This window comes from Methanocorpusculum vombati (genome assembly GCF_026891935.1).
Lineage (GTDB): Archaea > Halobacteriota > Methanomicrobia > Methanomicrobiales > Methanocorpusculaceae > Methanocorpusculum > Methanocorpusculum vombati.
The window spans coordinates 73709-97132 of record NZ_JAPTGC010000004.1 but is presented as its reverse complement, the minus strand read 5'-3'; the positions used below and the strand labels follow the sequence as shown (position 1 = coordinate 97132).

Below are 23424 nucleotides of genomic sequence, written 5' to 3'. Positions count from 1 at the left end.
GTGTACGAAAATAGTTTATCAATGTCCCAAGGCAAAAAAATTATTGTAATAGAGACTCTGACCAACTATCTCCAAGAAATTTCGAAAATGCGCGAAAAAATATTTGATGATATTGATGAGTCCAGCACATTAAAAGATACTCAAAATTTTTCGAAAAAAGACGTAAAGACTCCGTTTGAGGATGATAGACAACGATTTTTCTTTCGAGGACAAGAAAATATCTCATGGGATATTCGACCAAGTATTTTTCGTAATGGGCTACTTCCATCTGAATCTCAAATGATAACTATGGCTTATTCCCGAAATCCAGCTGAGTTTAGGGAATACAGAACATCATTCGAACGGCTGACGAAATTGCAGCATTATGGGCTAAGCACGAGATTATTGGATGTAACACTAAATCCTATGGTTGCTCTTTACTTCGCTTGCCAATCACATGAAAATATAATTCGTATGCCGAGGTCGGATAAGGAAAAAACAATCTATGAGATGACGCCATGTGATGGAATTGTGTATTCACACAGGGATTATGGACATGGTTTTGACAGCTCGGAAGTAAAAATATTGTCCTCCATTGCAGAAATGGATTTTGACAAAAATCTGACCATTAAAGAGTGTCTCACAAAACTAGTGGAGAACACCGTAGTAACACCAAGTGATGCAAAATATTATGAAAAAAATGAATATGAATTATTTATTCGTGTGTTACAAGGTAATTACTTTGTCATTTCAAATTTTAGTAATCAAAGATTAATTCGACAAAATGGCGCATTTCTTCTTCCTGGGTCCATCAATATACACGGTGAGGGAGATATCGGGAAAAGAATACTGCAAAAAGCGGAAAGTAATCTGAGAGATGAATTCACATCACTAACTTTTCAAATTCCTGCCGATAGTAAGGAAAGAATACTACAGGAACTTGATTTATATGGTATAAATGAATCTTCTCTTTTCCCTGAGTTAGAACATCAAATGAAATATATCTCATCGCAGTATCAGAAGCCCTCTATTGGAATGGGTGAGACTTTCTCTAAAATTTGCTTAGCAAATGTAACTAAGCAAGATGAGATAGATAATTCTTTGGAGGATGCGGTTCATTATTGTAATCCATTTGATATTGATGCGGAGACGGTGATTCACAACATTTTAAAGGAATGGCTACCCGATGGTTCTTTGGAACCGGATGTTTATCTGATTTTTGAAAAGAACATGGTTGTGGATTGGTATAAAAAGGAATCAGTGATCAGTACTATTAGATCTGAGATTGCACATTATTTAATATCATCAGGAAAAACTGACAAAAATGGCAGCAGAGGGTGGTCAAATATCATCATGAATAAAGTAATCGAGGATCTTAAGAAATCAGAATGTGCAGAACAGAATATGGATACTAAGTAAAATATGTTATTTTTACTGAGATATTCGCATAAAAATCATCTAGGCAGATTTATATTGCCTGAGTTCTTTTTTCATCGAAATGTACGTTGTTTTTTTCCATATTAATTGAAATAATGTGTCATTATATTTATTGAATACGAATTACCATTTCTTATTGTAGTTATTATATATACGCCTGTTTATGAAAAATAATCTAAATTAAGTTTTTATCATCAATCCATTGTTTTTCCTTGTCATGATCTGCAGGATGAATGAATTATCGTTAGATATCATAACTCCTCTCTGAGAGAAACCCTAATACCCTCCCAGTACAAATACCTCATACATACCATTTCCGGAGGAAAATCGCATGGACGAACCATACATCAGCATCAAATCATACATCCTGAAAACTATTGAACAGGAACTCCCCTGCCTCCGAAAATCCTACGACATCGCCGAGATTGGCATCTTCGGATCCGTCAGTCAGGGTGAAGACACACCTGAATCGGACATCGACATCCTCTACACCTTTCAGCCTGGAAAAGCAACTTGCCAACCTTGCAACCCTAGCCAACCTTACCGGCCTGCATGATCACCTCGAACAGACATTCGGTAGAAAAATTGATCTCGTCAGCAGAAAATGGATCAGTCCTATTCTCCGCCCCATCATCGAACAGGACACCATCATATGTGAAAATCCAGCACTCGGTACATAAAATCGAATCACACAATCAAAGAAACACTTATTATCACTCAGAACATAATTAAACAGACTTGGGTTCCGGAGGAAAATAGGTACAATGCAGCATGAGGATACTCTCTATCAGATTGACTCCGGGCAGACACTCTGTGTAAGTGAACCTGAACCACCATATGAACAGCTGGTTTCACAAAGCAACGCAGACACCCTCCTTTACCTGCCCAAACAACGTGTTAATGATCACCTCCACACATACCCGGATGCCGGATGTCGTCTCGAAGTCCCCATAATCGCCATTGACAGATCAGAACTGTTTTATCTCACTGTCACCCCCGGTAAATACGACTTCTACAAAGTATCCGATCAACTGCGGGTCAAAAGTACCAACATCCTCCTTGCACGTATCGATATAGGGTCCAGCCTTGTCCACATAAATCCGGATGGAGAACGCATCGTTGGACCGCATCTTCATACCTATCGCGAAGGATACAGTCTCAGGTTTGCACAAACTCTCGAAAACACCTCATTCACCTCCCCTGAAGACCCCTGGAAAACGCTGGACGAATTCATGAGTTTCTGTACGATCATAAAAAAACCGGAAATCCAACGTGGAGCAGACCAATGGCAGCAGACATAGATACATTGTTGCAATCCTACACCACTTGGTTTGGTGAACAGATTACAATCAGGGATGTCGGGGACTATCAGGAAATTACTACACCTTTCCTTGACCGGAACAACGACTGCATCCAGATTTATCTCAAAAAACTCAGTGAACAGGGATACCTTCTCAGTGATGGGGGATATACCATTAACGACCTTGAATCATGTGGATGCAGACTGGACACAGACAAACGTCAGGAACTCCTTGAAGAAATACTCTCAGGACTTGGTGTCAATCTCAGTGAAGAAAATGAACTACAGGTAATCACCTCCAAACAAACCTATCCCCAAAAAAAGCACAACCTCATACAGGCAATCCTTGCTGTAAACGATCTTTCCTATACCTCAAAACAAAACGTCGGACAGATGTTCACCGAAGATGTGAAGCTCTGGCTCACCAGACACAAAATCAGATTCAACACAAAAGTCTCCCTCACAGGTAAATCAGGGATGACGCACTCATTTGAAATGGTGATCCCACCCTCCCCTGATGAAACAACCCCGGAAAGACTCATACAGACATATAATAACCTCACGCTGCAACAGATAGAGGCACTGGCATTCAGATGGAATGACATCCGGGAGGTAAGAAACTCCCGGCTCTATGTAATCATCAGTTCAAGCAAACCACTCAGCAGAGGCGTCGAGGATGTATGTAATACCTGTGATATCCTGCCCATATCATATGAGAACCTCGAAACAATCATACCGCAACTTGCCGCATAAAATCAGTAACAAAAATAAAAATAATCCATGTCCTTCACCGAAGCCAACTTCGAAAACGCCGTCCTTGAACTCATCCAGAGCCTCGGCTACACCTACCGCTACGGCCCGGACATCCCCCGCGACTATCACAACCCCCTCTACGAAGACGACCTCCTCCCCTCCCTCCAAAAAATCAACCCCAAAAAACCCGCCGCCGCCGTCACCGAAGCAGTAACCCGACTCAAAACCATCGACGCCGCAACCCTCACCCACAAAAACATCATCGCAACCGACTACCTCCAGAACGGTATCCCCGTAAAATACTTCGACGGTCGTGAAGAACGATCCGATCTCATCCGGCTCATCGACCACCACAACCCGGAAAACAACACCTTCACCGTCATAAACCAGTGGACGGTCATCGACAACGCAGAAAAACGCCCCGACATCGTCATCTTCGTAAACGGCATCCCCGTAATCGTCATCGAACTCAAATCACCATCCCGCGAAAACACCGACGTCTCCGAAGCCTACCGCCAGCTCCGCAACTACCTCCATGACATCCCCTCCCTCTTTATCTACAACGCCCTCTGCATCATGAGCGACCAGGCCACCTCCAAAGCCGGAACCATCACCGCCAAAGAAGACCGGTACATGGAATGGAAAACCACCGACGGCAACTACGAAAACACCTCAATCGCCGCATTCGACGTACTCTTCGAAGGAATCCTGGAAAAAAACCGCCTCATCGACATCCTCAAAAACTTCATCTGCTACTCCCGGACCGAAGACAGCGACACCAAAATACTCGCAGCCTACCACCAGTACTTCGCCGTCCGAAAAGCCGTTGAATCCACCAAGACCGCCACAAAAACCGACGGAAAAGGTGGCGTCTTCTGGCACACACAGGGCAGCGGAAAATCCCTCTCCATGGTCTTCTACGCAAAACTGCTCCAGACCGCCCTCGAAAGTCCTACCATCGTCGTCATCACCGACCGAAACGACCTCGACAACCAGCTCTTCAGCCAGTTTTCCAACTGCAAAGACTACCTCCGTCAGACCCCCATCCAGGCCGAAAGCCGCACCGACCTCAGACAGCTCCTCGCCGGACGGAAAGCAAACGGCATCATCTTCACCACCATGCAGAAGTTCGAAGAGTCTGACGACCCGCTCTCCCTGCGGCGAAACATCATCGTCATCGCCGACGAAGCACACCGCAGCCAGTACGGACTCGAAGAAAAAATCAACGCAACAACCGGAAAAATCTCGGTCGGCACCGCACGAAAGATCCGTGACAGCCTCCCGAACGCAACCTACATCGGCTTTACCGGAACCCCCATCTCCTCCAAAGATAGAAGCACCCGCGAAATCTTCGGTGACTACATCGACATCTACGACATGACCCAGTCCGTGGAAGATGGCGCAACCCGCCCCGTCTACTACGAAAGCCGGGTCATCAACCTCCACTTAAACGAGACTATTCTCCATCAGATCGATTTAGAGTACGACATCGTTGCAGAAGAAGCCCCCGAGTACATCATCGAGAAAAGCAAACACGAACTCAGTAAACTTGAAAGCATCCTCGCAGCCCCGCAGACCATCGACGCCCTCTGTTCAGACATTGTAGCCCACTACGAAACAAACCGGCAGTATGAACTCACCGGCAAAGCAATGATCGTCGCCTACTCCCGCGACATTGCCATGAAGATCTACCACAAAATCCTCGACCTCCGCCCCGCATGGCAGGAAAAGATCGGCGTTGTCATGACCTCCGCAAACAACGACCCCGAAGAGTGGCGGCAGGTTATCGGCACCAAAGCGTACCGTGACGAGATGGCGAAAAAGTTCAAGGACAACACCGACCCCCTGAAGATCGCAATCGTTGTCGACATGTGGCTCACCGGCTTTGATGTCCCCTCGCTCGCCACCATGTACGTCTACAAACCCATGAGCGGCCACAACCTCATGCAGGCAATCGCCCGGGTCAACCGCGTCTTCGGCGACAAAGAAGGAGGACTCGTGGTAGACTATGTCGGAATCGCACGCGATCTCCGTCAGGCGATGCACGACTACACCCGCCGCGACCGGCACAACTACGGAGACACCGACATCAGCAAAGTTGCCAAACCCAAGTTTGATGAAAAACTCGAAGTCTGCCGCGACCTTCTGCACGGATACGACTACTCCGGCTTTTCCCAAGGTACTGATCTCGATCGGGCGCGGGCCATCAGCGGAGGTGTGGACTTCCTCTCCGCACCGGCCCGGGAAGAAACAAAAAAGATCTTCATCAAAGAATCCCTCGCTCTCCGGCAGGCTCTCTCGCTCTGCCGCAGTCTCTTACATCAGGATGAACGGCTCCTTGCCGCCTACTTCGAGGCAGTCAGAACACTACTGACCCGCGTTGAAAGCAAAGGACAGCTTTCCCTTCGGGAACTCAATGCCCGTATCAACGAACTTCTGAAACAGAGCATCCAAAGCGAAGGAGTCATCAACCTCTTCTCGGATATCAAGCAGGAGTTCTCCCTCTTCGATCCAAAATTCCTTGAAGACATTGCGAAGATGAAAGAGAAAAATCTCGCAGTCGAACTGCTGAAGAGACTGCTGGCGGATCAGATCTCCGTCTACCAGCGGACAAATCTTGTACAGTCAGAACGATTCTCCGAACTTCTCTCCCGTGCAATGAGTTCGTATCTGAAAGGCATGCTTACCAACGAACAGGTCATCGAAGAACTTCTCGGCATGGCAAAGGACATGATCTCTGCCCATGCCGCAGGAGAAAAGCTCGGACTGACGGTTGAAGAAACTGCATTCTATGATGCCCTGACCAAACCTGCGGCAGTCAAAGACTTCTACGAAAATGAGGAACTGATTGCAATTACCCGCGAACTGACGGATCTCCTGCGGAAAAACAAAACCATCGACTGGCAGAAAAAAGAGACGGCACGGGCAGGGATGCGGCGGTTGGTAAAACGTCTGCTCAAAGAACATCATTACCCGCCGGAAGGAATGGAGGATGCGGTAAATACGGTTATCCGCCAGTGTGAACTCTGGACGGATGCAGTGCTCTGACCTCCCCTCATTCATCCCGTTCTCTTTATCCTCTTTACCGCCCAATACATCCCCACACATGACCGGCGGCGAAGACGTCTTCAAATACAAACAATGCCTCATCCTGCGGACCGACCTCAAACTCAGCTGCGGCAAAATGTGCGCCCAGGCAGCCCATGCCTCGATCGGCGCCTTTGAAAAAGCCTCCCTCCTCGACAAAAAAGCCTGGATGCGGGAAGGCCAGAAAAAAGTCGCCCTCAAAGTCCAGGGCGAACGCTCACTCTACGAACTCAAAGCAACCGCTGAAATACAGGGACTCCCCGTCTCCCTCATTATCGACGCAGGCTACACCGAAATACCGCCCGGAACCGTTACCGCCCTTGGCATCGGTCCCGCAAAAGCCGAACTCATCGACAAAGTCACCGGCAGCCTCCCGCTTCTCTGAACCATGAAACCCTCCACGTATCCCCTCGAACAGTCCCTCGGCATGACCTACTACGCAACCGACACCCGGGGAATCGGCGGCGTTCTCCGTAGCACCCCGCAGGACTTCATCGTCGAAGAACTGCCGGTCGCCTTTACCGGAACCGGCCCCTACCTTATCGCAAAGCTCACCAAAACCTCCTGGGAACACCAGCACGCCATGCGGGAGATCGCAAAACGGCTCGCCATCAGCCCCAAACGACTCGGATGGGGAGGAACCAAGGATCGCAATGCCGTAACAACCCAGTACATCTCCCTCTACGACGTCACCGAGGAGGACCTGGCAAAAGTCTCCCTCAAAGACATCGTCTTAGAACCCGTCACGCACCACCAGTTCAACCTCGGTCTCGGCAATCTCGAAGGAAACCGGTTTGCAATCACGCTTCGCAGCTGCGACTCCGAAGGCCTCGCCGAACGAACCGCCGCAATCACCGCCGATATTCTCTCCTCCGGCATCCCCAACTATTACGGAATCCAGCGATTCGGCGCATTAAAACCGGTCACACACCGCGTCGGCCTCCACATTCTCCGCGGCGAGTATGAGGACGCAGTGAAGATCTATGTCGGCGACGCTTTCCCTCACGAATCCGACGAGGTCAAAGCTGCCCGGACGGCGTTCGCCGAGACCGGCGACGCCAAAGCCGCCCTGCACGACCTCCCGGCAAAACTCTCCTACGAACGCATCATGCTCGACTCCCTTGCAAAACATCCCGGCGAGTATGGCGCAGCACTCCGGGCCATGCCGCCGAAGCTTCTCTCGATGTTCGTCTCGGCCTATCAGTCCTGGCTCTTTAACATGGCACTCTCCGCACGCTGTGCGGCGGGCGTCCCGCTCAGTGATGCGAACGTGGGCGAACATCTCATCTTCGCCAACGACCGTATCGATACCGTCACCGAAAAGAATCTTCCAACTGCACGCCAGCACATGAAACGCGGTCGGTGTGCGGTCGCTGCATGGATGCCCGGCGCAACACTGCCGGTAACGCCCGGACCCCTGGAAGAGGAGATGTTTGCCCTGATGGAGAAGGACGGTGTCTCAATGCAGAGCTTCGCAAACGCATCCGCCTTTACCGGAACAAACTTCGACGGTGCCCACCGAAAGATCGTTCTCAGAACCGAGGTCGCCTCGGAAATTTCGGGAACGGATGTCACGCTCCGGTTCACGCTTCCGCCCGGCCACTACGCAACGACTGTCTGCCGCGAGTACATGCAGGGCTCGCCTGAACAGATGGTCTGACATTCTTTTTTTATGCGGCAAAAATCCTGCGATACCATGCCTGTCAGGGATCCTGAGGTCTGTTTGAACTATTTAGAAAAACATCTAAATAGATCGGGCAACAGAATATAGGGATGAGGAATGGGATTTCCGGAAACCTTCAAAGCCCTCGCCGATCCCGTGCGGCGGGAGATTCTCGTTATGCTCAAAGACGGCAAACTCTCCGCCGGAGAGATTGCCGGCCGCTTTACGATGACGAACGCCACCATCTCCTATCATCTTGCGCAGCTGAAGAAGGCTGACCTCATACGGGAACACAAAGAAAAAAATTTCATCTACTATGAACTCAACATCTCCGTCTTCGAAGAGGTGATGTTCTGGTTCGCCCAGTTCCGGGAGGAACAACCCAAATGAAACAAAACAATGTTACTGCTCTTGCGACCTCCGTCGTCTGCCTGCTGCCGATCATTTTCGGCCTTCTGCTCTGGGACCAGCTGCCCGACCAGCTGATTATTCACTGGGATGCCGCGGGAGAGCCGAACGGCTACGTACCGAAAGCTATCGGTGTCTTCGGACTTCCGTTTCTCATGTGCGGCTTGAACCTGTTTCTGCAGTTTGGTCTGCGGACTGACCCGAAGATTGAAAACGCTTCAAAAACGCTGGTGCTTCTTTCCAAATGGATCATCCCCGTGCTGACGCTGATCCTCATGCCGGTTACGCTGTTTGCCAGTATGGGCGTAGAAATTCCGGTTCAGGTTATCGTACCGATTTTTCTCGGCGTCCTGCTGATTGCAATCGGGAACTATCTGCCGAAGTCAAAACAGAGTTATACGGTGGGCATCCGTCTCCCCTGGACGCTCAACAGTGAGGAGAACTGGAACAGAACCCATCATCTCGCCGGCTACCTCTGGATTTTTGGCGGTGTTCTGCTGCTTCTCTGTGCATTCCTGCCTGCTGTCTGGTTCCTGCCGGTACTGGTGATCCTCATGATCCTTGTCGCGGGCATTCCGTTCGTCTACTCCTACAGCCTGTATCGGAAAGGAGTATAATTTTTTTACCGCACGGCGATGTACAGATAACAGTGCGCCTGTCCGTCCTTCGTGAATGCCGGAGGCACCGTGCTTTCATAATCCTCAGTGAACGCACGACGGAGACTGCCGTTCTGCTGATCAGTCCAGACCGCATTCCACGCGGCTTTTACACAGATGCCGACATCGCCGCACGCATCTCTTGTCTCATATTTTTTGTATAGTCCTGCCTGTACCTTCTCCTCCATCTCCGCAAAGAACTCTGCCGGAACGGTCATGATTGTCAGATCATACCGTCCCCGTTCCTCCTCTGCATAGTTGCTGTACCGCGAAACCGATGAGAGTCCGCTTTGCATCACGCCGTCATTATCGGCCATCAGCGGCAGTTTCCCGCTGACAATATCCCGCCAGACGGCGGCGATGCGTTCCATTCCTTCCAAAGAATTATCCGTCCGCAGTGTTACTGCCTGAAGCCGGTAGGTCATGGATACAGATTGTTTTTCTCCGGTATTTACTCTGCTGTACGGGAAAATCATTCACAGCCAAAAAATCCATTGTCAAACGTATTACAAGTTTCAAAATAAGTCTGATACATTTATATCTCTGGTGTGCCCATCACTACGTATGAAAAAATCGGTGGCTCTTCTTGTGATGCTGCTCCTTCTCGGTCTGCTTGTGCCGGGAGCTGCGGCGCTGAATGTTGTAACAACCATGCCAAACCTCTGGAACGTTGCGGACGAGATTGGCGGCGACGCAGTTACCGTCATGTACGTTGCCCCTCCCGCCGCAGTTCACATCTCCGGCGATACCATCGACGCACTCCTCCAGCAGAACAGCGAATTCATCAAAACCGCTGACGTATTCCTTGGTCAGGGAGGAAGCATGGACGGTGCCGTCATCACCAAAGTAACCGAGTTCCGCACGAAAAACTTCGGTGAAGACACCAACTGGCTGCTCCTGAGTAACGTCAGCAAAGAAGCCGTTCCGAATGCAACCGTCACCTACGACAACCCGGCCGCTCTTCGGGGATACAGCGAGACCGTCGCCTACCTTCTCGGCACCGCCGACCCGGTCAACGCCTCCGTCTATCAGGACAACCTGCAGACCTATCTCACCAAAGTTGCCGCCGCAACACAACTCTCCGCTGCCGAGAAGGACACGCTCGCCGACATTCCGATCCTCTGCCACTTCCGGATCAAAAATCAGGCGGTCAACTGGCTCGGCATGAACTGCATCGACTCCTACCCCCAGCCCACAACTGTCAAGGACCTCATCGATGACATCCACGCTGACCCGGCAAAGTACAAAGCGATCGCAGAGAACGCTTCGATTGGTAAAATCATCGTCATTGAAAACATCGTTGCCGGACCTGACATGGGAATCGGGGTGCACGAAGCGCTCAAAGATGCAGGCGTTCCCTGCGAACGGGTGATCTTCTTAAACCTCCCCAAATCGGCAGAGAACGTGGACAGCATTCTTGATTACTATGCCTACAACAAAAATCTGATCCTCTCCCTGTCTTCGGCAGACGCAACGCCTGTACCCACCCAGACTCCGCTCGGAGTTCTCGCGATAGTTGCGGGAATCTTTGGTGCAGCCCTCCTCTGCCGGAGAATCTGACTTCCCTCTTTTTACTACGAAAATATAACTTCTGCATACTTTATAACGCATAAAAAGAAATCATGTCATATGAAATGGCATGAGTCCTGCAGATACATGGAGCTTCCCCGCGAGTACTCGGTGGAAGAGCTGGCAAAGTTCCACGGACATCTCGGTCCCTTTATCGTTCTCGGTTACCGCATGGGAAGGTTCGCCCTCAAACACTTTGACAACAACCCCTTTGCCCTCTTCGCGACCGTCTACTGTTCCGGTCAGACGCCGGAATCCTGCCTCATTGACGGCGTTCAGATCGGATCAGGCTGCACATACGGCAAACGCAACATCGAACTGTCCGTCTCCCCGTACATCTCCGTCATGTTCCGGCATGCGGACGGCGGGGCAATTCTTCTCAAACAGGGATCGTACCTTGCGCGGCGTGCCGAGTTCGATGGTGTGGACAAGGAACTCGCCCTCGAAAACTTTGCCGAGGCCATGTACTCCATGCCGGACGAGGAGCTGTTCGTCGTTGAGGAACTCTGAATGGATGAGCCGATCATCCGGTTGGACGGCGTGACGACGACGTACGAAGGTGCTGCCCATCCCGTGATTCACGATATCGATCTTTCGATCGGCCGCGGCGAGTTTGTGATCGTCGGCGGGCCGAACGGGGCGGGCAAGACCACGCTCCTCGAAACTATTGCAGGACTGCTGCCCGTCGTCTCCGGTACCGTTTCGGTCTGCGGCTTTGACGCAGTCCGTCAGGGACCGCAGATGCGAAAGAAACTCGGATACGTGATTCAGAACTTCGACTTCGATCCCTATACGCCGTTCACCGTGGACGAGGTTCTGCTGATGGGACGATACGGTCTGCTTGGCTTCTGCAAGCGTCCGGGCGCTGAAGATTTTGCTGCGGTTGAACGATCGCTGGAACGAATGGGAATTACCGATCTTCGTACCAGCCATATCGGCAAACTCTCCGGAGGTCAGCAGCAGAAGGTACTGATTGCCCACAATCTGGTGAAAAAGCCGGACGTTCTTTTGCTGGACGAACCGTTCAGCAACCTCGATCTGGCAACCCGCGAGCACGTCTGCGACGTGCTCTGCGGGATTGCGGACGCGGGGGTAACGGTGGTGATCGTTTCCCATGCATTTGACGCCCTGCCGGCCCGCGATGTGCGGGTGGTGGTGATGAAGGACGGCGGAATTGTGCTGAACAACGTTATCCCGCCGGAACAGGTACAGGATACGGTTCGCCGTACTTCGGAGGAGACGCATGCTTGAGTTTCTGATCCCCAACAACATGGTCTGCCACGCGACCGAGGCGATGCTGTTTGCTTCAATCGGCTGTGCGGTTCTTGCGGTTCTGATTACGCAGATGAAGATCTCATCGATCGGGTTTACGATGGCGCACGGGGCGTTTGCCGGTGCGGCGGTCGGGATGTTCTTCGGCATTGAGATGACCATTGCCGCCCTTATCGGCAGTTTCCTGCTGGCCTGTGTTCTGGGTCCCCTGTCAGATAAATCGCGGATGCCCATTGATACGACGCTCGGCGTTCTGTTCGGATCGATGATGGCGGTTGCGATCTTTTTCTATGCGTGGATGCAGCAGCTTGGAATAGGTTCGGGTGCGACGTCGCTTTTGTTCGGCAGTGTGATCTCACTCTACCGTGAGGAGATTTACGGTCTGCTTGCGATCATGGTGATCGTGATTCTGTTTGTCGCGGTATTTTACAAAGAGATCTCGGCGATGATCTTTCACCGTAAGATTGCGGAGATTACCGGTATCCGCACCAAACCCATGATGTATGCGGTGCTGTTTATGATTGCGCTGATGGTTGCGCTGACGCTCCCGATTGTGGGCGGGCTTCTGCTGTATGTATGGCTGGTTGCGCCCGCGGCGATTGCATATCAGTTCTGCGGAACGCTGAAACAGATGATGATCGCCTCCCCCGTGATTGCGGCAGCGATCAGTTTGTGCGGGACGTTTCTTTCGTTTACGTATAATCTGCCGGTCGCACCGTTTTCGGCAATGCTGTTTGCAGTGGTGTTTGCAGCGGCAGTGCTTGTTTCGCCGCGGCGTCGTGTCACAAAAGAGATGGTCGGGTTACAAGGATAAGGGGTTCTTATCCTCTTTTTGAAAAGAATTTTTTCGATGCGCCGCACATGGGACAGACCCAGGTATCCGGGATTTTGTCAAACGGAGTTCCTGCCGGAACATCCGGGGCTGCACCTTTTTCTTCGTCATACAGATAACCGCAGGTCATGCACAGATACTTTGTCATGGAAAAATGGTTGCCGCCGGAAAATAGTAAGGGTTTGGATTGCGGCACTGCCGAAAAACAGGTCACGACGTTTTTTTCGCGTCCGTCTTATGGAGATCTACTGCAAGATAGGAAAAATCCCCTTCCGGTTCCTGCTCCTGCCCTGTCAGTACCGGCAGCCGGTAGGACGAAAATGCCGGATCGATCTTCCATATCGCAGGATCCCATCCCTTCCAGGGCCCCACTCCCTTTTCAAACCCGTTCCACAACAGGTAATAAGAAATATCCCCGCCATTATTTGTAACGTACTGTGAAAATCTCCCTTCCGGATTTTTCATCCCCATCCACGCCAGACAGTCCAGTGTCGTTACCCGGCGAATCATCCCGGCAATTCTGCCGCACATCGGAGACGGACAGCTCACTGACTGCATCAGGGACAGGACACCTTTCCAACGCCCCTGTTCCGCAAACCCGGCAATCCCGCCAACGTAATTATCTCCGGAAACAGTTCCCGCTGCATAGCAGTACTCAATCGTCATACCGGTCAGGTTTCCGCCAATGCCTCCGGCATACGTTTGCGGGGTTGCCACATTCCCCAGAAAATAACTGTTGGAGATCGTACTGTACTTCCCCTGTCCTGCAATCCCGCCGGCATGTTTTCCTGAAATATCCCCATGCACCCGGCATCTGCTCACGATCCCTGCGACAACAGATCCGACTATTCCTCCGACAACTGCGTCTCCCGTGACTGTGCCCGAAAAGGTACAGCCTGATACATTTGCCCCCCGCAGAAATCCGACAATCCCGCCAACCGCTTTTTCCCCGCGGATGGTGCCGGACACCGTAAGATTGGCAACTTCAGCACGTTCGGCACGGGAAACACCCGTCACCTGGCCGAAGAATCCGCAGTCCGTTTTCTCGGTAGATACTGCCACTCCGCGAACTGTATGTCCCCCGCCGTCAAACCTGCCGGAGAACGGAAACTCCCGGTCATGATCCCCGATCGGCTGCCAGACCTTCCCGTCAAGATCCAAATCCGCGGTCAGGAGAAAATGGGTTCCCGCATACGAGATGCCGGAGTTTACCGCTTCCGCAAATTTCAGCAGATCTTCCGCCGACTGAATCAAATACGGTGTTTCAACAGTACCTGTTCCATCCCAACAATCTTCCATGATACATATACTAAGCCAGAATAATAGATAATTGTTTGTGCTGAAAAGGGACTGTCCCGTTCTTCATGAATCCTCTGATGTGGCGGGAACCGGGATTTGCTTTTCAGAGAGTCCGTTTCACGGAGATGACTTTCCGGATTTTTCCGGTGAAAATCGGATCAGATTCCCGATCCTGCAAAAAAAAGAAAAAAATTAGTTCAGCTTCGGCTTCGTGCCGACAGCTTTTGCAAGCAGCGCAATCCCCGCCTGCACATCCTTCAGATCGATAACCTCGACCGGCGAATGAATATACCGTGCCGGAACCGAGACCGGCACACTTGGAATTCCGCCGCGTTCAAAGTTGATCGCAGACGCATCCGTATTCCCGCCGTCGCCGATCTCCACCTGTACCGGAATATCAAACTTCTTCGCCGTCTTCGTCAGCCAGGAAACGATCCGCGGATCCGCAATATGACCGCGGCCTGAAGCAGACACCGCCACCACGACAGGACCTTTGCCCATAAAGACCGGCGCCTTGCGGCGTTCAATACCCGGCGAGTCTCCGGGGATCGTCACATCAGTCGCGATAGCTACGTCCGGGTTCAGCGCAAACGAACTCGTCTTCGCACCCTTCAGCCCGACCTCCTCCTGAACCGTGAACACCGCATACACGGTGTGTTTCGTCTGCATCTCGCGGAGAGCACCGATCAGCATCGCACAGCCTGCACGGTTATCGAACGCTTTGCCGGTCACACATGTTCCCGCAAGCGGCACAAACTCCCGATCGATCGTAATCGGTGTTCCGATCTCAATACCCAGAGCCTCAACCTCTTCTGGACTCGTCGCCCCGACATCGATGAACATATCCGCAAGACTTACCGGCTTCTTACGGTCCTCGTCACTCATCACGTGCGGGGGTTTCATGCCGAGAACTCCCGGAACGATTCCCTTTTCACCGTGCAGAAGAACCCGCTGGGACACCAGAACCGGATTAAACCATCCGCCGACCGCAATAAACCGGATAAATCCGTGCTCGTCCACGTACTGAACCATCAGGCCGATCTCATCCATATGGGCTGCGAGCATGATTGAAAAATCATCGCCCTTCTTTACCGCAACAAGATTTCCCATCTTATCAGTTTTGATCTCATCCACATAGGGTGCGACCTCGTCCCTGATGATCTTTGCAACCGACGACTCAAAACCGGAAATGCCGTGGGCATTTGACAGCTTCTGTAATAATGCACTGATTTCTGCTATTTCCATAATAATTCACCCGATAACCTTTGCCATCCGGGCAAGGGCTTCTTTGATATTTTCCTGCGAAGTTGCGTAACTCATTCTGGCGTAACCTGCACCCGCACTGCCGAAGGCAGTGCCGGGCGTGATGATGACGCCCGCATCCACAACTCTCCTGACAAGGTCCGCATCCATCTGCGGGAACGCATAAAACGCACCGTCCGGGCGGTTCACTGAAACTCCCATCTTGTGCAGTCCTGCAATCAGAAGATCGCGGCGTGCCTCATACTCCGCCTTCATTGCCGCAACCGAATCCTGCGGTCCCGTGTACGCCTCAAGTGCCGCATACTGGGCAATCGAGGTCGGACAGGCAAGCGTGTACTGCTGCACCTTTACCACTTCATGAATGATCTCCTCGCTTGCTGCAAGGAACCCGATCCGCCATCCGGTCATCGCATACGTCTTGCTCGTTGCATTGATCGTAATCACGTTATCGCCAAAGGTTGCGGCACTCACGAACTTCGTATCCCCGTAACAGAACTTCTCGTACACCTCATCACTGATAACGGTAACCCCTGCATCCGCAGCCGACTCTACAACTGCCCGGACGGTCTCCGGCGACTCGACCATCCCGGTCGGGTTTGCCGGATTGTTCAGCACAAACACCTTCGTCTTCGGATCCGAGAACTGTTCTTTGAGTGCCTCGACATCCAGATGCAGATCGGAACCGAGCCGGACCGGAACGGGAACGCCGCCCGCAAGTGTTGTCAGTGCCCCGTACGAAACAAATCCCGGATCATTGAAGACAACTTTTGCGCCGTCCTCCACGAGGGACTGAACCGCAATGTTCAGCGCCCCGGACCCGCCTGCCGTGATGATTACATTCCCTGCTTTGCAGGGAATGCTGTTTTCGCGAACCAGCTTCGCCGCGACCGCTTCCCGCAGTTCATCGATTCCGGCATTGTTCGTGTATCCCGTCTTTCCCGCCGCAAGGGCCGCAACGGCTGCGGCCTTGATATTTTCCGGCGTGTCAAAGTCGGGCTGCCCGAGACCCATGTTGATGGCATCCGGTCCCGCTCCCTCAAACATCTTTCTGATGCCGGAGATGTCGATGGCCTGCACACGTTTTGCAAACTGCGTCATGTTACTCAATATTGGTGTGGCGGCGCTTCAGATCGCTCTCTTCGGTCTTGGTCATATCCATTAATGTGGAGATAACCGCATCACCGAAGATCAATGAGGTGGTCTCAAAGATCGTTCCAAGCGGGGCAAACGAACGGTGTTCGCCCAGCATCTGGCGGATCTCATACTCGTGGGCGTCGCAGGAAACCGGGTCCCGCTGCGTCTCAATCCTGATGATATAGTCGGCAATCTTTCCGATGCGGGAGTCCGGGTTTGACGAGATCAGCGCAACTTTGACACCGAGATTTTTTGCCGTCTCGGCAATGTCACCGATTGTCTTCGTGTTGCCCGACCCGGAGAAAGCAACGATCAGATCGCCTTCGCCGATAGCGGGAGTGATCGTCTCCCCGACCACATACGAGGTCATGCCCATATGCATCAGCCGCATGGCAAAGGACTTTGCCACCAGGCCGGACCGACCCGCACCCATCACGTAGATACGTTTTGCATCCAGAATTGCGGCAAGAAATGCATCAATCTCGCCGCCCGCGATCATCTGGGCAATGGCATCGATACGGGATGCCATTAAGCTCATCATATTTTTGACGGAGGCTCCGTGCGTCATACTGGAATAGTATAGGCTGTGATGATAGATGAGGGTTGGCGTTTGGCGGGGGTCCGGTTTGGATGAAAAAAATCAGGTGTGCCGGATATCCGTATGACCGGATATCTCGCTGCTGGTTGTTGCCAGATCCTCCTCGTTATGGCCGGCCGCAATCTTCACGCCGATCGGTCTTCCTCCGCAGCGGTTCCGTCATTCGTCAATCAGTTTCTTCAGATCCGCAGGCATGGTGATGCAGGGAAAACGGGACGGGCTTGCAATATCCTGCCCGACCGGCTTACCCCGGATGCGGGCGATCTCCTCCGTAACCTTTGTGCCCGGCAGATGACCACCCATACCGGTTTTGTTCCCTGACCGATCTTGATCTCAATTGCATTCTCCCCGGACAGATTCCGGACTCTGCCAGATCGTTAAACGGAGTGTCTGCCGCAGATACTGCAGATGTACTGGATCATACAAAATTCTTCAAAAAAGAGGTTAGTAGTTCCGGACTTCAATCCGGAAGTATGCCTTCGGGTGGTCACAGACCGGGCAGACTTCAGGAGCTGCCTTTCCGATAACCAGGTGACCGCAGTTGCCGCACTGCCAGATTGCATCACCGTCACGGGAGAATACGATGCCCTCTTTGATGTTGGCCAGAAGTTTGAGGTACCGCTCCTCATGGTGCTTTTCGATTGCAGCAACCATCTCAAAGAGTCTGGCGATGTCCTCAAAACCTTCCGCGTGTGCTTCCTTTGCAAAGCCTGCATACATGTTGGTCCACTCATAGTTCTCGCCTGCGGCAGCGTCGGCAAGATTGGTCAGGGTGTCGGGGACAGCTCCGCCGTGCAGGAGTTTGAACCAGATCTTTGCGTGCTCTTTTTCGTTGTTTGCAGTCTCTTCAAAGAGCTCGGCAATCTGCTCATACCCATCCTTGCGTGCCTTGGATGCGTAGTAGTTATACTTGTTTCTTGCCTGGGACTCGCCGGCAAATGCAGTCTGGAGATTTGCCTCGGTTTTGGATCCTTTCAGATTTGCCATATGATATTACCTCAGAATGATTGATACCTGTTATGTTAGTGAGTGCGGGGTAATGAAGTTGCCGAGTGTCTGAGGCAGGGCACTTTCACACCGCGCAGTCGGGGGTTTAAGTGTCCTCCTGCTGACAATAATGTGTAATGTCGGAGTTGATGCAGAAGATCGAGCGGGCAACCAGTACCACGTTCTTTGATCAGACCGGCCGCAACGAAGGTTCGGGAAAATGCTGCAAAATTATGCGGATACTTCTGGAGGGAACCTGTTCCTTTGACTGTGCCTACTGCGGTGTCTGCGGAAAAAAGAACGGCATACATTTCACACCCCAGGAACTTGCCCGCGGATTTCTTGCCCTGCATAATGAGGGACGCGTCGGCGGTCTTCTGCTCAGCACCGGGATTCCCCGCGGTGATGTGGATCTCGGCATGGAAAACCTGATCGAGACCGCCCGGCTGATTCGTTCCTCCGGTTACCGCGGTTACCTGCATCTGAAGGTACTGCCGGGAGCAAAACGATCCGACATTACCGAACTTGCGAAGTATGCAACACGCCTGAGTATCAATCTGGAAGCTCCGAACTCCTCCTATCTTGCGGAACTTGCCACGGTAAAAAATTACCAGTCGGATCTCCTGACCCGCCATCGGTGGCTGGCCGAGATTATGCCGGACCGCCACTCCACTCAGTTCGTGGTGGGAGCAGCGGGTGAGACGGATAGGGATATCTTTGAGACGGTTGCAACCTCCTATAAAAAGTATCATCCTGCAAGGGTGTACTACTCGGCGTTCTATGCGATTTCAAACACACCCCTTGAGACCCATGAGAACACGCCGGTCTGGCGGGCAAACCGCTGGTATCAGATGGATGCACTCCTTCGGTTGTACGGCTACACCCAAAAGGAGCTGACTCCTGCATTTGATGAGGAGGGAATGCTGTTGAACACTGACCCCAAAGTCCTCCTCGCCCAGAATCTTCCGCTCATAAATCCTGACACTGCGGACAAATCCGAGCTTCTGCGGGTTCCCGGTATCGGTGCTGTCAGTGCCGAGGCGATTGTGCAGACACGAAAAGCCCGGAGTGTACGGGACACTGCTGTTCTCCGCAGCTGCGGTGTCGTGATGAAACGGGCGCTGCCGTATTTGTCACTCGGAAGAACACGCCAGACGAAGATTTCGTCCTGGTGCTGAAAAAAGATCTGTCAAAATCATGAACAATACTGCTGAGGTAACCTCTCGTCCCGTCTGCATTGCTGATCGGAGATGATACCGATTCCGGTACGAAAACGTTAAAAAATATTTTTGCGGGAGTTACCGGAGTTTTGCAAGGACCCGATCCTTCTTCGCCCGTGCGGCGGCTGCCGCACGGTCGATGCCTTTTTTCATCTCGTCAAACTCCCGGCCGGGTCTGTCTACCACTTTTTTCAGCGGCGTGTAGGGGGCTTCGCGGAACTTCGGCATAAACTCTCCTTCCGTACCGTTCCGGATGAGGCGGGAGACGCCGGGGCCTTCCCGGACGAATCCTATCTTCTCCATTCTGACGCCTGCTTTTGCGACGACCGCGATGATCTCATCCACATACTCGGGCGGGGCAACCACCAGGAGAGCGTCAAGACTTACGCCGAGATAATCGATGCCGAGTTTGTCAAGCAGTGCGAGAACCTTCGGGGCAACCAGTCCCCGCAGCGGCGCATCATCGACGACGACCGTACACTTTGCGGTCTCTGCCATCTCAAACACATCTCCGCGAAGACCGCCGTTCGTTACATCCGTCATGGCGTGAATGTGCGGGAAGACCGGGGAGTTGATCAGGGCGTCGCAGGCTTTGAGGAAGTGGAGATTAATCGTCTCTTCCACGACGTCCGCGTTGCCGGAGTAGAGGGCGGCGGTCGCAATTGTTCCGCCGCCTGAACCTTCGGTCATCAGCAGAACATCGCCCGGGGCGGTGGCTTTACGGGCGGTGACGTGGGGGGGGACGCCCCCCCCCCCCCCCCACGCCCACACACCCGGTCATCCGGTCGCCAAGTACCATATCGCCGCCGATGCGGAGTGTGGATCCGGCAATCAGCGGTACATGCAGAGCGTCCGATACTGTAGTAATGCCTGCCGTGTAGTCGAACAGTTTTGCCACGTCGCCGTCATCGGCGATGTGGACATCCGAGATGAGGCCGACAGGCCGTGCACCCATCACGTACACGTCGCGGAGTGTTGCCCGTGTTGCGTGAAATCCCGCGAGGAACGGAAAGTCCGAAAGCCGTGAGTGCATGCCGTCCACGGTGGTGATGACATACGTTCCGTTCGCCCGCACGACGCCTCCGTCATCCATCTGGTCTACGCCCACGTCCGCCGAGGTTTTGCCGATGACCTCGGCTATTTTCCGGTGCGCATAAAAATCTCCCGAACCCCGCGATCCCACACCAAACTCTCCCATGGTAACACCCGCATGTTCGTACGTGAACAGATCGCCTGCGAGGCCCTCGGTTGTTTTCACCTCGTCGATGACTGCACGGGCAAGTTCTGCGGCGTAGGTTTCGTCAATATTTTTTATTTCGAGAATGCGTTCCTGCAGCCTTTGCCGGATCTCTTCTTCGGGGATCTCTTTGTGCAGGCTGCGGCGGACATAGCCCTCAACATCCATACATAATTTGCGAGATGCCAGACAATAAAGATAGCCGGTTGGGCGGGATGCAAGTCCTCTTATGTTTCCCGCTCCATAGATACTGTTATGGGGGAAAATCTCAAGAGAATTGCATTTGCCGCATCAGTTGCCGGTTCAGACCCTTCGGCGGGGGCTGGGTTACAGATCGATCTGAAGACGATGACTGCCTGCGGGGTGTGGGGTATGACGGTTGTTGCGGCGCTTACCGCGCAGAATGCGAATCATGTGCGGGCGATTGCGGAGGTTGATCCTGTGTTTGTGCAGAACCAGATCAAGACGCTGGAGGAGGATTTTCCGATCGCCTGTTATAAGACGGGGATGCTCGGGAACGCTCCTACGGTCCGGGCGGTTGCCGGGGCACTGCCGGACGGGGTTCCGCTGGTGGTCGATCCTGTTCTCATTGCGACCCGCGAGTACCGGCTGACGGATGATTCCGGCGCTGCGGCGCTGGTGGAGGAGCTGGTTCCGCGGGCAAGCGTGGTGACGCCGAACATTCCGGAGGCGGAGAGTTTGTCGGGTATTGCGATTACGGATGCAGCGTCGATGGAGGATGCGGCCGGCTGGTTCCTTGACCGCGGGGCCGGGGCGGTTGTTCTCAAAGGCGGACACGCGGCGTTCCGCAAAGGGGTGGATGTGTTTCTGGACCGGGACGGGATGCGGCTGCTGTCCGGGAATGTGTATCCGTTTCCTGATGTGCATGGTTCGGGATGCTGTTTTGCATCCGCAATTGCTTCGTATATTGCGCTCGGGTATCCGGTGGCGGCGGCGGTCGAGCGGGGGAAGGAGTTTGTAGACGGAGCTCTCCGGTATGCGGTGGAGTATGCACCCGGACGGTTTACGATGAATCCCGGATGGCGGGAACACATAACCTACACAAAAATCAGTTCCCGACGGTGAACTGTCGATGGACCTGAACAGATATCTGGAGGTATGGATTTTCTCCATGGCTCGTACGGTTTTTCGATACTATCTCAACGATGCCCGCGGCAGGCATTTTATCACTGCACTGATTCCGGCATTGGGGAAGAGTACGGGAGCTTCTCCCATACCGGAGGGTGTACGCTGTTTTCTCATGAAGATGAGGTGGTGAAGGTCAAGCACTCCTGATAACGGTGCGGTCAGGGCTTCAGGCACCCGATAGGAACAATATACACGCCGTCATCCCTGCGGTACGCAAATTCTCCTCCGGTAAGTACGAGTAAGAATGACGGCTCCTGCATTTTTCCTGTGTCAATTTTATTTTTTAGTTTATGCAGATTGTTTGCCGCTTCGTCAATGGATCGGGAACCGAGTTTTATCTCGACTGCTCCCCATCTGCCGTCATGGAGTTGGATGATGGCGTCCGCTTCCAGATCATTTCTGTCATGATAGTGGAAGATTTCGCCATCAAGTAGAGATGCATAGATGCGAAGATCACGGATGCAGAGCGATTCAAATAAAATGCCAAAGGTGTTGAAGTCCTCAAGGAGTCGTTTTGGTGTTGCCCGGAGGACTGCTGCTGCAATGGAGGGATCAATGAAATGCCGTTTGGCCGATGTCCGAATGGCTGTCCGGGATAGGAGTGCGGGACTCCAGGCAGGCTGGTCTTCGATGACGAAGATACGTTTGAGAGCGCTGAGATATCCTGAGATGGTTTTTTCCGAGAGGCCGGCTTCGTCAAGAGCCATGTCATTTTTTATCGTTGTTATGGTGGCCATTGATGCAGTGTTGCGGGCAAGTGAACGCAGGAGTGAGCGCACACGTGCCGGATTTTTTTCCACGCCGTCAACTTTTGAGATGTCGTGGTTAATGACTGCTTCGCTGTAGTCGATTGCACGTTTGAATGCGGTTTCTTCCGGACCGGTTACGGATGCAGGCCAGCCACCGCGGGTGATTGCTGCGGCAAGGTCTTCGATGCTCAGGGAGGATATGCTGTCAATATTGGGTTCCCGGGCAAAGAGGGAAGAGAGGGAGACGGTACCATTCGATTCTCCGGATTCAAAGAGGCTCATAGGCCGCATGAATATCCGTGATATTCTGCCGGTTCCTGTATGTTGGACGAGATTATCCTGCGGGGATGCAGAGCCGGTTAAGATGAACTGTCCGGTTTTCTGTCGCTGATCTACGGTGAAACGGACGGCATCCCAGAGAACGGGAGCCATCTGCCATTCATCAAGGAGGCGCGGGGTTTCCCCTTTAAGCAGGAGAGAGGGTTTGGTGTCGGCTATCTGAAGATAGGAGGAGGTTTTATCGGGGTCCTGAAGGTAGAGGACACTTTTTGCGGCATGTTTTGCAGTCCATGTTTTTCCACACCATTTCGGTCCTTCAATGAGGACAGCTCCGGAGGATGCTAAGGACTCTTTAAGAAGAATATCGGCAATTCTGGGGATATATTCGGGTGTCATGATGGTGCACGGGCGCGGCTAACTTCCGACTTTTGCAGTATTTTACTTCCGGTTTTTACAGTATTTTACTTCCGGTTTTTGCAATTCATATGTGGTGGTGTATGGTATATATGAGTTTGTGTCAGAGAAGGAATGAAAAAAATTTGTGGATGGCAAA

The 23424-nt window shown here is 52.3% G+C and carries 23 protein-coding genes and 2 pseudogenes; 15 read left to right on the top strand and 10 right to left on the bottom strand.

All coding sequences use genetic code 11. The features are described from left to right. From O0S09_RS03980 to O0S09_RS03940, 9 genes are all read left to right on the top strand, one after another. The gene (locus tag O0S09_RS03980) at window positions 1–1398 is read left to right on the top strand and encodes an FRG domain-containing protein (protein WP_268922657.1); all 1398 of its coding nucleotides are present in this window, start codon (window positions 1–3) and stop codon (window positions 1396–1398) included. A 349-nt stretch (window positions 1399–1747) separates the two neighbouring features. Continuing rightward, window positions 1748–1972 carry a nucleotidyltransferase family protein gene (locus tag O0S09_RS03975; protein ID WP_268922656.1) on the top strand — a complete coding sequence of 75 codons (225 nt, stop codon included), beginning with the start codon at window positions 1748–1750 and terminating at the stop codon, window positions 1970–1972. A gap of 208 nt (window positions 1973–2180) precedes the next feature. After that, window positions 2181–2717 carry a DUF6978 family protein gene (locus O0S09_RS03970; protein ID WP_268922655.1) on the top strand — a complete coding sequence of 179 codons (537 nt, stop codon included), beginning with the start codon at window positions 2181–2183 and terminating at the stop codon, window positions 2715–2717. Beyond that, a complete protein-coding gene (locus O0S09_RS03965) occupies window positions 2702–3469 on the top strand; it encodes a DUF1828 domain-containing protein (RefSeq protein ID WP_268922654.1) in 768 nt (255 codons plus the stop codon). Before O0S09_RS03970 ends, O0S09_RS03965 begins: the two co-directional genes overlap by 16 nt. 27 nt (window positions 3470–3496) lie before the next feature. Further along, the gene (locus tag O0S09_RS03960) at window positions 3497–6517 is read left to right on the top strand and encodes a type I restriction endonuclease subunit R (protein ID WP_268922653.1); all 3021 of its coding nucleotides are present in this window, start codon (window positions 3497–3499) and stop codon (window positions 6515–6517) included. Window positions 6518–6575: 58 nt separating this feature from the next. After that, window positions 6576–6941 carry a peptidyl-tRNA hydrolase Pth2 gene (gene pth2, locus O0S09_RS03955; protein WP_268922652.1) on the top strand — a complete coding sequence of 122 codons (366 nt, stop codon included), beginning with the start codon at window positions 6576–6578 and terminating at the stop codon, window positions 6939–6941. Window positions 6942–6944: 3 nt separating this feature from the next. Beyond that, window positions 6945–8216 carry a tRNA pseudouridine(13) synthase TruD gene (gene truD, locus O0S09_RS03950; protein ID WP_268922651.1) on the top strand — a complete coding sequence of 424 codons (1272 nt, stop codon included), beginning with the start codon at window positions 6945–6947 and terminating at the stop codon, window positions 8214–8216. A gap of 120 nt (window positions 8217–8336) precedes the next feature. Further along, entirely contained in the window at window positions 8337–8609 is a 273-nt protein-coding gene (locus tag O0S09_RS03945; RefSeq protein WP_268922650.1) for an autorepressor SdpR family transcription factor, read from the top strand. Beyond that, window positions 8606–9244: an SdpI family protein gene (locus O0S09_RS03940; protein ID WP_268922649.1), complete on the top strand. Its 639-nt coding sequence runs from the start codon at window positions 8606–8608 to the stop codon at window positions 9242–9244. The genes O0S09_RS03945 and O0S09_RS03940 overlap by 4 nt, the downstream gene beginning before the upstream one ends. A 5-nt stretch (window positions 9245–9249) precedes the next feature. Here the strand turns inward: O0S09_RS03940 and O0S09_RS03935 are convergent, their stop codons facing one another. After that, window positions 9250–9708 (bottom strand): hypothetical protein, encoded by a 459-nt coding sequence (locus O0S09_RS03935; RefSeq protein ID WP_268922648.1) that lies wholly within the window; start codon window positions 9706–9708, stop codon window positions 9250–9252. A gap of 139 nt (window positions 9709–9847) precedes the next feature. On the opposite strand from O0S09_RS03935, the gene O0S09_RS03930 reads away from it, so the two are divergent. The 4 genes from O0S09_RS03930 to O0S09_RS03915 all read left to right on the top strand — a co-directional run bounded on the left by O0S09_RS03930 (window position 9848) and on the right by O0S09_RS03915 (window position 12938). After that, window positions 9848–10843, top strand: a complete 996-nt coding sequence (locus O0S09_RS03930; protein ID WP_268922647.1) for a metal ABC transporter solute-binding protein, Zn/Mn family — start codon at window positions 9848–9850, stop codon at window positions 10841–10843. 69 nt (window positions 10844–10912) lie between these two features. Continuing rightward, window positions 10913–11362 carry a formylmethanofuran dehydrogenase subunit E family protein gene (locus tag O0S09_RS03925; protein ID WP_268922646.1) on the top strand — a complete coding sequence of 150 codons (450 nt, stop codon included), beginning with the start codon at window positions 10913–10915 and terminating at the stop codon, window positions 11360–11362. Further along, entirely contained in the window at window positions 11363–12103 is a 741-nt protein-coding gene (locus O0S09_RS03920; protein WP_268922644.1) for a metal ABC transporter ATP-binding protein, read from the top strand. After that, window positions 12096–12938, top strand: a complete 843-nt coding sequence (locus O0S09_RS03915; protein WP_268922643.1) for a metal ABC transporter permease — start codon at window positions 12096–12098, stop codon at window positions 12936–12938. The genes O0S09_RS03920 and O0S09_RS03915 overlap by 8 nt, the downstream gene beginning before the upstream one ends. Before the next feature lie 7 nt (window positions 12939–12945). Here O0S09_RS03915 and O0S09_RS03910 read toward each other — a convergent pair whose 3' ends face one another. The 7 genes and pseudogenes from O0S09_RS03910 to rbr all read right to left on the bottom strand — a co-directional run bounded on the left by O0S09_RS03910 (window position 12946) and on the right by rbr (window position 18237). Continuing rightward, window positions 12946–13104, bottom strand: a complete 159-nt coding sequence (locus O0S09_RS03910; protein WP_268922642.1) for a rubredoxin — start codon at window positions 13102–13104, stop codon at window positions 12946–12948. 62 nt (window positions 13105–13166) lie between these two features. Beyond that, entirely contained in the window at window positions 13167–14255 is a 1089-nt protein-coding gene (locus tag O0S09_RS03905) for a GLUG motif-containing protein (protein ID WP_268922641.1), read from the bottom strand. Between the two features lie 192 nt (window positions 14256–14447). Next, complete coding sequence (locus O0S09_RS03900; protein ID WP_268922640.1) at window positions 14448–15500, bottom strand: M42 family metallopeptidase; 1053 nt, start codon at window positions 15498–15500, stop codon at window positions 14448–14450. Between the two features lie 6 nt (window positions 15501–15506). Continuing rightward, on the bottom strand, window positions 15507–16616 hold the full coding sequence (locus tag O0S09_RS03895; RefSeq protein WP_268922638.1) for a pyridoxal phosphate-dependent aminotransferase: 1110 nt from the start codon (window positions 16614–16616) through the stop codon (window positions 15507–15509). 1 nt (window position 16617) lies between these two features. Then, window positions 16618–17220 carry a 6-phospho-3-hexuloisomerase gene (gene hxlB / locus O0S09_RS03890; RefSeq protein ID WP_268922637.1) on the bottom strand — a complete coding sequence of 201 codons (603 nt, stop codon included), beginning with the start codon at window positions 17218–17220 and terminating at the stop codon, window positions 16618–16620. Window positions 17221–17409: 189 nt separating this feature from the next. After that, a pseudogene (locus O0S09_RS03885) lies at window positions 17410–17556 on the bottom strand (glutamate synthase-related protein); the annotation flags it as partial. A gap of 138 nt (window positions 17557–17694) precedes the next feature. Then, window positions 17695–18237 carry a rubrerythrin gene (gene rbr, locus O0S09_RS03880; protein WP_268922635.1) on the bottom strand — a complete coding sequence of 181 codons (543 nt, stop codon included), beginning with the start codon at window positions 18235–18237 and terminating at the stop codon, window positions 17695–17697. A gap of 137 nt (window positions 18238–18374) precedes the next feature. Here rbr and O0S09_RS03875 point away from each other — a divergent pair, with 137 nt between their 5' ends. Then, entirely contained in the window at window positions 18375–19415 is a 1041-nt protein-coding gene (locus O0S09_RS03875) for a radical SAM protein (protein ID WP_268922633.1), read from the top strand. Between the two features lie 120 nt (window positions 19416–19535). On the opposite strand, the pseudogene O0S09_RS03870 reads toward O0S09_RS03875, so the two are convergent. Continuing rightward, a pseudogene (locus O0S09_RS03870) lies at window positions 19536–20862 on the bottom strand (AIR synthase-related protein). A gap of 87 nt (window positions 20863–20949) precedes the next feature. On the opposite strand from O0S09_RS03870, the gene thiD reads away from it, so the two are divergent. Continuing rightward, on the top strand, window positions 20950–21780 hold the full coding sequence (gene thiD / locus O0S09_RS03865; protein ID WP_268922632.1) for a bifunctional hydroxymethylpyrimidine kinase/phosphomethylpyrimidine kinase: 831 nt from the start codon (window positions 20950–20952) through the stop codon (window positions 21778–21780). Window positions 21781–22001: 221 nt separating this feature from the next. Here thiD and O0S09_RS03860 read toward each other — a convergent pair whose 3' ends face one another. Then, window positions 22002–23267 carry an ATP-binding protein gene (locus O0S09_RS03860; RefSeq protein ID WP_268922631.1) on the bottom strand — a complete coding sequence of 422 codons (1266 nt, stop codon included), beginning with the start codon at window positions 23265–23267 and terminating at the stop codon, window positions 22002–22004. Between the last annotated feature and the right edge of the window lie 157 nt (window positions 23268–23424).

Bases quoted from the DNA above. Each gene is read 5' to 3' on its own strand.
- O0S09_RS03930 (WP_268922647.1), top strand. From the start codon at position 9,848: ATGAAAAAATCGGTGGCTCTTCTTGTGATGCTGCTCCTTCTCGGTCTG.
- pth2 (WP_268922652.1), top strand. From the start codon at position 6,576: ATGACCGGCGGCGAAGACGTCTTCAAATACAAACAATGCCTCATCCTG.
- O0S09_RS03900 (WP_268922640.1), bottom strand. From the start codon at position 15,500: ATGGAAATAGCAGAAATCAGTGCATTATTACAGAAGCTGTCAAATGCC.
- O0S09_RS03920 (WP_268922644.1), top strand. From the start codon at position 11,363: ATGGATGAGCCGATCATCCGGTTGGACGGCGTGACGACGACGTACGAA.
- O0S09_RS03905 (WP_268922641.1), bottom strand. From the start codon at position 14,255: ATGGAAGATTGTTGGGATGGAACAGGTACTGTTGAAACACCGTATTTG.
- O0S09_RS03975 (WP_268922656.1), top strand. From the start codon at position 1,748: ATGGACGAACCATACATCAGCATCAAATCATACATCCTGAAAACTATT.
- O0S09_RS03935 (WP_268922648.1), bottom strand. From the start codon at position 9,708: ATGACCTACCGGCTTCAGGCAGTAACACTGCGGACGGATAATTCTTTG.
- O0S09_RS03895 (WP_268922638.1), bottom strand. From the start codon at position 16,616: ATGACGCAGTTTGCAAAACGTGTGCAGGCCATCGACATCTCCGGCATC.
- thiD (WP_268922632.1), top strand. From the start codon at position 20,950: ATGGGGGAAAATCTCAAGAGAATTGCATTTGCCGCATCAGTTGCCGGT.
- rbr (WP_268922635.1), bottom strand. From the start codon at position 18,237: ATGGCAAATCTGAAAGGATCCAAAACCGAGGCAAATCTCCAGACTGCA.
- O0S09_RS03910 (WP_268922642.1), bottom strand. From the start codon at position 13,104: ATGACAAAGTATCTGTGCATGACCTGCGGTTATCTGTATGACGAAGAA.
- O0S09_RS03970 (WP_268922655.1), top strand. From the start codon at position 2,181: ATGCAGCATGAGGATACTCTCTATCAGATTGACTCCGGGCAGACACTC.
- O0S09_RS03925 (WP_268922646.1), top strand. From the start codon at position 10,913: ATGAAATGGCATGAGTCCTGCAGATACATGGAGCTTCCCCGCGAGTAC.
- O0S09_RS03960 (WP_268922653.1), top strand. From the start codon at position 3,497: ATGTCCTTCACCGAAGCCAACTTCGAAAACGCCGTCCTTGAACTCATC.
- O0S09_RS03940 (WP_268922649.1), top strand. From the start codon at position 8,606: ATGAAACAAAACAATGTTACTGCTCTTGCGACCTCCGTCGTCTGCCTG.
- O0S09_RS03875 (WP_268922633.1), top strand. From the start codon at position 18,375: ATGTCGGAGTTGATGCAGAAGATCGAGCGGGCAACCAGTACCACGTTC.
- O0S09_RS03945 (WP_268922650.1), top strand. From the start codon at position 8,337: ATGGGATTTCCGGAAACCTTCAAAGCCCTCGCCGATCCCGTGCGGCGG.
- O0S09_RS03915 (WP_268922643.1), top strand. From the start codon at position 12,096: ATGCTTGAGTTTCTGATCCCCAACAACATGGTCTGCCACGCGACCGAG.
- O0S09_RS03965 (WP_268922654.1), top strand. From the start codon at position 2,702: ATGGCAGCAGACATAGATACATTGTTGCAATCCTACACCACTTGGTTT.
- O0S09_RS03860 (WP_268922631.1), bottom strand. From the start codon at position 23,267: ATGACACCCGAATATATCCCCAGAATTGCCGATATTCTTCTTAAAGAG.
- hxlB (WP_268922637.1), bottom strand. From the start codon at position 17,220: ATGACGCACGGAGCCTCCGTCAAAAATATGATGAGCTTAATGGCATCC.
- truD (WP_268922651.1), top strand. From the start codon at position 6,945: ATGAAACCCTCCACGTATCCCCTCGAACAGTCCCTCGGCATGACCTAC.